Source organism: Acinetobacter sp. RIT698 (assembly GCF_009668065.1).
Taxonomy (GTDB): Bacteria; Pseudomonadota; Gammaproteobacteria; order Pseudomonadales; family Moraxellaceae; genus Acinetobacter; species Acinetobacter guillouiae.
Window position 1 is genome coordinate 58307 of sequence record NZ_WJYH01000025.1, and the last position, 8368, is coordinate 66674.

Consider the following 8368-nt stretch of genomic DNA (forward strand, 5'->3'; position numbering starts at 1 on the left):
ATGCGTCAATATACTGGCATCGATAAATTGATCAATTCATTTGACCAAGCTTTAAGAAGTTTAGTACCTGGTGCAACTTCGGCACAAAGAAGCAATCCGTCCAATGCAGTAGAAACTAAGCTGGCTGTCAGTGAAGCACGTCATGTTGCAGGCTTAATGCGCGTTAACCATAGTGGTGAAGTCTGTGCTCAAGCGCTTTATCATGGGCAAGCATTAACAGCCAAACTTCCAAATGTACGTCGTGAAATGGAATTTGCAGCAATTGAAGAACAAGATCATTTGGCTTGGTGTGAAGATCGTTTAAAAGAGCTCGACAGTCATACCAGTTTGCTGAATCCTGTATGGTACGGTCTTTCTTTTGGTATGGGTGCACTTGCTGGTATTGCAGGTGATAAATACAGTTTGGGTTTTGTGGCTGAAACTGAACGCCAAGTCAGCTTACATTTACAACACCATATCAGTCAGCTTCCAGCTCAAGACGAGCGCTCACGTAAAATATTGGTGCAGATGAATGAAGATGAACTGCATCATCGTGATACAGCATTAACTGCTGGCGGTGTAGAGCTGCCTATTCCAGTGAAGATCACCATGACTGCTATTTCTAAACTGATGACCAAGACCAGTTATTTTATCTAATTTATCTAACAGTCTGATTTAACTGATTTACAAGCCCACTTGCTGGGCTTGTTTTTTTAGTATTTTAATAAGGTCTGCTTAACCCACATTTTGATGTAGAGATGTAGGTTAAAAATAAAAAATTACTCAGCAACGCCCAAAAGTAATTTAGCTGTATTCGGTGCCAATTTTGCAGTTGCGACAGGCAATAAAGATGGATTGAGCGGATATTGAGTTCCATCAAATTTCAACATCACTTGCCCATGCTTTCGGCTATAAACCAGCACTTGCTTCCAACCATTATGCATATATGTTGTAGAGTAAACTGGCGTATCCACCAAGGTTGTTTTACTTAAAAAGTCAAACTGGTGATTAGATTTTCCTTGAAAGATCAGCATTGTACAACCACCAGACCCACACCAATCTTGCCCTTTTAAAAGCACGATGGCTTCATCTTGCCCATCTTGATTGAGATCATCAAATGCCACATCAAATAAAGCTTGATCTTGTGTATAAGCATTCACTTTTTGCTTAAGATTGTTATCCCGCTGTTGTAAGCTTTGCACTTCACTTACAGCTTGTACTGGTGTAACAGATAGTTCAGGTAAATGGCGACATGCACTAAATAAAAGCACACAACTGAATAATGCCAAGGGCTTAAAATACATTGTTTTTTAACCTATTTATTTTAAAGACTATAAAATGATAACTGGAAATTGATCTGCGGAATGTTTCAATAATGCATCTTCCCAAAGATCAGACATCGGCACTTTAACATCCAACGCCAATGGTAGTTTCTTTGGATTAAATTGCATTGCAGTTAAATGAGATCCCCATGCAATGAGATCAATATCCAAGGAAATTTGATGTGATGGGCGTACACGACCTGAGTCTGCTTCCATCTTTTTTAATAAAGACAGCATTTCATCTACAGACAGCTGACTTTGAACCAAACATGCAGCATTCCAATAATCTGCACCAATTCCATCACGGCATGGAATCAAATAGATTGGAGAAAATGACACCATTCCCAAATGGGCAATCTGAGCAAATGCTTTTTGAAAATTTTGTTGTGGATCGCGATTACTCGCTAGAGCTAGGGCGAATATCATTTCGGTGTCGTTCAAGACGAATTCCTACAGAATTTGCTTGCGGGATAATGGCAGGCTTACGGATCGTAATCATAATCGATTCAATAGGTGGAAAGGTAGAGAAAAGCGTATTCAACACTAATTTGGCCGCATGTTCGATCAATTTTGGCGCAGCATCTTGAATCACTTTGGCAGAAATTTCACAAATTTCTGCATAGTTCAACGTATCGACCAATTCATCTGAGTTAGACGCTTGTTCTAAACTGGTTTGAATGTGGAGATCCAACATTAAAGGTTGGATAATTTGCCGTTCCCAATTGAAGCAGCCAATCACCGTCTCAACTTTCAACCCTTCAATGATAATTGCATCCATGACGTTTATAAATTCTCAATTTAAATAAAAAATGCCCTTTTAAAAAGGGCCAAGTAAGATTTTACAATCAAACTCAGCCAGCTTTTCACAAAGGGAAAACATCTATATCAATGTTTTAACAGCGACACAGGATCAATATTTTGCACCATCTGTAAACGTTGGTCAGCATAAATATCGGTATATGGCGCAAGAACACGCATAAAACGATCAAAATAGAGCATTTGCTTAAATAATAAGGCAAAGTCACGCGGGAAACGAATACCATGACGCTCGCCCACACCCACCATGTCCATCATGATGTCATTTAAATCAGATGGGTTTGACGTCATAATTTTTTGTGGATCCGCAAGCAGTACACCACTAAATAAACGTTCTAAATCTTCTGCCAAAACATGAGTGTCGACTTGAGTACTGGTCATGCCCATACCCAACATATTTTCAGCCATCAACTTGTAATCAGTCTTTTGCAAAGCATCCATAAATGCCATACATGCTTGCCAAACTTCAGGTTTTAACTGTCCAACGATACCAAAATCAATAAAACCAATACGGCCATCTTCAAGCAACATCAGATTACCTGCATGCAAATCAGCATGGAAAGACTGGCATAACATCAAACTACCAAACCAAGTATTCATGGCGGTAATCAGCACTTGAGATGGATCTTTCGCGACCTTTCTCACTACATCAAAATCAGTCAGTGGCACGCCATACAAGCGTTGCATGGTAAGTACACGACGTGTTGAAAATTGATGATAGACCTTTGGTGCTGTTGCTGCGGTGTTTTGCGACACATTGAGATAATTCACAAAATCATCTAAATTTTGTGCTTCTTCAATAAAATCAACTTCACGTACCATCCGTGTTTTTATTTCATCAACAATATCGGCTAATGAAGCGAATTTTACTTTTGGAATTGCTTTTTCCAACACCTTTGTTGCCCAATGCAATACATTTAAATCGGTATAAAGAATAGTTTCTACACCTGGTTTTTGCACTTTAATTACAACATCTTCACCGGTCACCAATTTGGCCGCATGAACCTGAGCAATGGACGCTGAAGCAAGAGGCTTTTCATCGATGGATGCAAAGATTTCACTTAAATTACGTCCAGCAAATTCTTGTTCCAACACGTCTTGAACATAGCTAAAAGGTAAATAAGGCGTTTGATCTAAACAGCCTTGAAACTCTTCAACATATTCACGAGGAAATAAAGATGGTGTACTGGCAATAAATTGACCCAATTTAATATAAGTTGAGCCTAATGATTCAAAAGTTTCACGCATCAGTTTGGCATTACTTGGTTTTTCAGTGGCGTATTTAATGCCAGCTTTGGCTGCGATAACGGCAGTTTCCCCAACTCGGGCAACTGAACGCAGACCATCTAAAAAGATATTATTTTTCATAATGTCAACATTAAATTGAATTTGTATAAGTGTAGCAAATTAATCAGCATTTGCAGTATGGCTTGCCTGACAGTTTGTACAATCTCTATCTTTTTCAAAGGCTAAAATTCGTTGTTTCATTGTTAATCCATCCCAAAGCATCAGTTTTTGTTTCAATGGGGTTTTTGCTAAACCTAAATATAGAAGTGCATGATGTGCCTGTAAACTTGCGATGACATTGGGTGTGGTGGCCAATACACCTGAATCAGCACAACGTAGACTTTCATTATGTTGTTGCGCTTTGGGAAATAAGCATTCATAACAAGCTGAGTCACCTTCAATCATAAAAAGCTGACCTTGGAAACCAATCGCAGATGCACTAATCAGCGGGATATGCAGCTGGGTACAGATGTGGTTCACCAGATAACGGGTAGTAAAATTATCGCAACCATCTAAGACTAAATCTTGCTGAGCAATCAATGCCTGCGCATTATTTTCATCCAATTTACTGGTATAGCTTTCTACTTGGATAAAAGGATTAATTGTTTGCAATCTCTTGGCCAAGATCTCCGATTTATAAAACCCGACATCTTGCGCAATATAGGCAATTTGTCTTTGTAAATTACTGATTTCTACAGTATCAGCATCGATCAGACTAATTTTTCCAACACCTGCACGCGCCAACAATTCGGCAGTGGTACACCCTATTCCACCGCAACCAACAATCAGCACATTGGCGAGTTTTAATTTTTCCTGTGCCTCAATATCCCAACCATCCAGCAGAATTTGACGGGAATAGAGATGCATTTCAGATTCGGTAAGTTCTAGATCGTGTTCAAGCATTGGTGGATAAACTTTTCAATTTTAATCAGTATAAAGTAAAAATTTTATAGAAGAGCAATAACTAAAAATAATCTTTAATCCTTTGGGTTAAGTTTTAGCAATTCGCTCAATGTTTTCAACAGGTCATTTGCAAAATCATCATGATATGGTTCAACACAGAATACAGTTAGACTTAAACTCATTCCTTTTCTATAACCTAGCATTTTATGATATTTATTCTCAAAAATGATTCAAATATTGAAAAACTATAAAAATCAATCTACATTAATACAGAAAATTTTTTCAAGCTGGATAAAAATATGGAACTGGATCGTTACGACAAACAAATTTTAGAAATTTTAACCCATGAAGACATCAATCTAAATGAATTGTCAGAACGTATTAACCTGTCGGTAAGTTCTGTCCATCGTCGTATCAAACACTTGATCGAAACCGATATCATGACCAATCTAAAGCGTGATATTAATTTTGAAAAATTAGGCTTTAAATTACATGTCATTTTACAAATTTCCCTAAGTAAACATGATACTGATACCTTTGCTAAATTTTTAGAAGAACTCGAAAACATCCCTGAAGTGATTAACGCCTTTTTAGTGACTGGGCAAACTGCTGATTTCCTTGTAGAAGTTATCGCAAAAGATATGGAGAATTACAGTGAAATTTTACTCAAACGTATTGGTAAAATTGAGCACGTGGTTGCACTACATTCAAGCTTTGTGATTAAAGAATATAAACGCGTGTTTAATTGTACTGGCCTACTCAATCGAATTTAAATTATGTATTGAGTCCGTTTAGTTTCCACACGATGAATAGAATGGACTTAAAAGTTTACGAAGCAAAGCTACTCTCATTGGTCTTAAACATTGGTTTTATGATGTTTTAAATAAGTAGAATTTAAAAATCAAAGATATCACATTGTATTTAAATGGATCTTTTTATGAGATTTTATTTAGCCGAAGAATATCAACCACTATGTCATGCACGGTTTGCGTATTATCAAACTCAAATCAAAGCACTTTTAACCAATGCAGAGATTGAGCACATTGGCGCCTCTTCGATTCCAAATGCAATCTCTAAAGGAGATTTAGACATTTATATTGCAGTGGATCAATCTGAATTTAATGATGCAATTCAAAAACTTTATGGCTTAAATTTTCAAGAAAAATTAGCAACACTGAGAACGGATCAACTGTGTATGTTGGAATCGCTCAATGGTGATGATGTCGCCTTTCAACTGGTTGTCAAAGGTTCTGAATTTGAGTCATTTATTAACTTTAGAGATCAACTCAGGCAATCGCCTGAACTAGTGCAAACGTACAATAATCTAAAAAAGCGTTGTGAAAATTTAGATATGATCGATTATCGGATTGAAAAAAATAAATTTATTTCCGCTGTTTTAAATCAGCAATAAATTCTCTCAATAAAAAACGCACCCAAAGGTGCGTTTTATCAACTCAAATCAGACTTAACTGTCTAATTCAGCCAATACTTCATCTGTGAATTCAACGTTAGTATATACGTTTTGAACATCATCAAGATCTTCAAACATATCAATCATTTTCACAATGAGTTTTGCTTGATCCACATCAGCAATCAATGCTTTTGTTGATGGGCTCATAACCACTTCTGCATTATCAGATTTTAAACCAGCAGCAGTCAAAGCATCTTGTACATCACCAAAACTTTCTGGTGTAGTGATTACTAAGATTTCATCTTCGTTCACTTCGATATCTTCAGCACCAGCTTCCAAAGCCACGTCCATGATTTTATCTTCCAAAGAAACATCTTCAAAAGTAATCTCACCACGTTTGGTAAACATGTATGCCACTGAACCCGCAGTACCTAAGTTACCATTGGTTTTAGAAAAACAATGACGTACATCAGGCACAGTACGATTAAGGTTATCTGTCATGGTTTCTACGATAACCGCAACACCACCCACACCATAACCTTCATAAGTGACTTCTTTTAAATCATCGTTATCTTCACCACCAGCACCACGCTGAATAGCACGGTTGATCGTGTCACGTGTCATATTCACTGAAAGTGCTTTTTCGACAACAGCACGTAGACGAGGGTTACTTCCCACATCAGGACCGCCAAGTCTTGCTGCTGTGGTTAATTCACGGATATATTTGGTAAAGACTTTACCACGACTTGCATCTTGTTTTGCTTTACGATGCTTAATATTGGCCCACTTGGAATGACCCGCCATGCGAAATATGCTCCTGTAGATTGGCTTTATGCCATATCAAATTGCGACAATTCTACCATAAGCACTTTTTTATGAGAAAGTGCTTATTTTTTAGATTTAATGCAAATTAAGAATTTTTTGCTTCAGGAATCACAATATCGAGCCCTGTATGTTGTTTATATAGACGTTTAATTTCTGCTAAGTCTTGATCTAGATCTGTTGGGTAAATTTTTCCAAAGATCCCACCCTGTTTTGTTTTTGAGTTTGCATACATTAAAACAATAGGAACACCAGCTGCTTTTGCGATATGCCAAAAACCAGTACGGATCGGTTTACGTGCTTGCCCACGTTCTGCGCGAGTCGCTTCTGGCGCAATCACCAAATTAAATTCTTCATTACTCTGAAACAGATCAACCATTTGTGAAACGATATCTTTGTTTGACTTACGGTCTACAGGAATACCACCAATTTTTTCTAAAATCGGTTTTAAAGGACCTTTAAATAATTCTTTTTTAATTAAAGTATGGATTTTAATGTCATGAATTTGAAAAATTGCCAATGACAACACAGCATCCATCATGGATGTATGTTCAAAACCGATGATGACTTGTTTTTTTTCTAATACACTTTGATCAACTTCATATGACCAACCTGAGAGCTTAAAAGTAAGTTCTCCCAACATCTTTTTCATAAATACCTGACATCATAAAATCATAATTTGCGAATTGTCCGAGTAAAAGCTTAAAAAGACAATCTCTATTGTGCTTATTTTTTACATTTGTATATTTATTTTTGTCATTTTAAACACTTGTTTTGCTACACCAAAATGTATGCTTAAAATAGAAAACCGTTAAACGCACCAATATCATCTAACTTCCTCTAGAACAAAAATATAAATTTTTCATAAAAAACATCCATATAAATCATAATCTCAATAATAAGGTTCAAATCAATATTTTTTATCTTGTTAAAATCATTTAGACTTTAGTCTTAATTGCGCCATAAGCTCAAAAATTTTACCTGCAAAAGGATTGCAATATGTTGATGCCTCTCTTTGGCGTAAGTGCCTTAGTCTTTGTTTTGATTTGCACATGGAGCATATTTGAAATTTATTTAGAAAAACGAAAAAAGTAACACTGCATACTATTCCCGCTCAATAGCCACAAACTTTGCTAGATCATCGTATAACGCAACACACTCAGCAGCAGCTCTCATTGACTCAAAGCTTAGATCATCGTTAAAAGCACTCGATTAATTTTCAATTGTGTTTAAGTTTCTAATCATTCGATTCTATTTCAGTCATTCTCACCAAAAAATAAATCAGAGCCATCAAGCATTAAAACTGCTTCTAAAAATTTCTCTCGACAAAGTTTAAAAATCACTTTAAATAGATACACTTAATTAAATACATCTAAAGCATATAAAATAAATGGGGATCTATGAATAATCTACTACATATCTATGCATTTTGTGTGGTTTTGCTTTTTTTTAAAATGCTTGTAATCTCTTGTTATCAAGGATTTTATCGTATAAAGAATAAAGCGTTTAAAAATGCCGAAGATGCTAATTTTGTCAGTGTCCAAGCCCGACCCGAAGAGCTGCCACAAGTAACCAGAGCCAGCCAAGCTTGGGCAAATGATTTAGAAAATATTCCCGTGTTTTGGGTGTTTGGAGGGCTTTGTATTGCATTAAACCTAAGTAGTGATTTTAATGTCTGGATCTTTTGTATTTTTACGATTGCAAGAATCACACATACAATCACCTATCTCAGTGCAATGCAACCATGGCGCAGTATTTCTTATGCTGTTGGAATAATCTGTCTTATTATTTTGGCGATTCAAATCATAATCACATGTATTAGATTTTA

At 36.4% G+C, this 8368-nt stretch carries 11 protein-coding genes; 4 read left to right on the top strand and 7 right to left on the bottom strand.

The annotated features are described in order from the left end of the window. Positions 1 to 636 carry a 2-polyprenyl-3-methyl-6-methoxy-1,4-benzoquinone monooxygenase gene (coq7, locus tag GJV03_RS12455; protein WP_004720993.1) on the top strand — a complete coding sequence of 212 codons (636 nt, stop codon included), beginning with the start codon at positions 1 to 3 and terminating at the stop codon, positions 634 to 636. Positions 637 to 758: 122 nt separating this feature from the next. Here the strand turns inward: coq7 and GJV03_RS12460 are convergent, their stop codons facing one another. From GJV03_RS12460 to GJV03_RS12480, 5 genes are all read right to left on the bottom strand, one after another. Beyond that, positions 759 to 1283 (bottom strand): hypothetical protein, encoded by a 525-nt coding sequence (locus GJV03_RS12460; protein WP_154130199.1) that lies wholly within the window; start codon positions 1281 to 1283, stop codon positions 759 to 761. Between the two features lie 27 nt (positions 1284 to 1310). After that, on the bottom strand, positions 1311 to 1742 hold the full coding sequence (locus GJV03_RS12465) for a 2-amino-4-hydroxy-6-hydroxymethyldihydropteridine diphosphokinase (RefSeq protein WP_154130200.1): 432 nt from the start codon (positions 1740 to 1742) through the stop codon (positions 1311 to 1313). Further along, positions 1699 to 2079, bottom strand: a complete 381-nt coding sequence (gene folB / locus GJV03_RS12470) for a dihydroneopterin aldolase (protein WP_004720998.1) — start codon at positions 2077 to 2079, stop codon at positions 1699 to 1701. The genes GJV03_RS12465 and folB overlap by 44 nt, the downstream gene beginning before the upstream one ends. A gap of 107 nt (positions 2080 to 2186) precedes the next feature. Continuing rightward, positions 2187 to 3485, bottom strand: coding sequence for an AarF/UbiB family protein (locus GJV03_RS12475; protein WP_154130201.1), 1299 nt, complete (start codon positions 3483 to 3485; stop codon positions 2187 to 2189). 39 nt (positions 3486 to 3524) lie between these two features. After that, positions 3525 to 4307, bottom strand: a complete 783-nt coding sequence (locus GJV03_RS12480) for a HesA/MoeB/ThiF family protein (protein ID WP_154130202.1) — start codon at positions 4305 to 4307, stop codon at positions 3525 to 3527. Positions 4308 to 4606: 299 nt separating this feature from the next. On the opposite strand from GJV03_RS12480, the gene GJV03_RS12485 reads away from it, so the two are divergent. Beyond that, positions 4607 to 5080: an Lrp/AsnC family transcriptional regulator gene (locus GJV03_RS12485; RefSeq protein WP_004721004.1), complete on the top strand. Its 474-nt coding sequence runs from the start codon at positions 4607 to 4609 to the stop codon at positions 5078 to 5080. Between the two features lie 164 nt (positions 5081 to 5244). Next, positions 5245 to 5718: a GrpB family protein gene (locus GJV03_RS12490; protein WP_154130203.1), complete on the top strand. Its 474-nt coding sequence runs from the start codon at positions 5245 to 5247 to the stop codon at positions 5716 to 5718. A gap of 54 nt (positions 5719 to 5772) precedes the next feature. Here the strand turns inward: GJV03_RS12490 and GJV03_RS12495 are convergent, their stop codons facing one another. Beyond that, the gene (locus tag GJV03_RS12495) at positions 5773 to 6522 is read right to left on the bottom strand and encodes a YebC/PmpR family DNA-binding transcriptional regulator (protein ID WP_004721018.1); all 750 of its coding nucleotides are present in this window, start codon (positions 6520 to 6522) and stop codon (positions 5773 to 5775) included. 106 nt (positions 6523 to 6628) lie between these two features. Further along, on the bottom strand, positions 6629 to 7192 hold the full coding sequence (locus GJV03_RS12500) for a 1-acyl-sn-glycerol-3-phosphate acyltransferase (RefSeq protein ID WP_004721021.1): 564 nt from the start codon (positions 7190 to 7192) through the stop codon (positions 6629 to 6631). A gap of 748 nt (positions 7193 to 7940) precedes the next feature. Between GJV03_RS12500 and GJV03_RS12505 the strand changes: the two genes are divergently transcribed. Then, on the top strand, positions 7941 to 8368 hold a 428-nt coding region (locus GJV03_RS12505; RefSeq protein ID WP_154130204.1), incomplete at its 3' end, for an MAPEG family protein.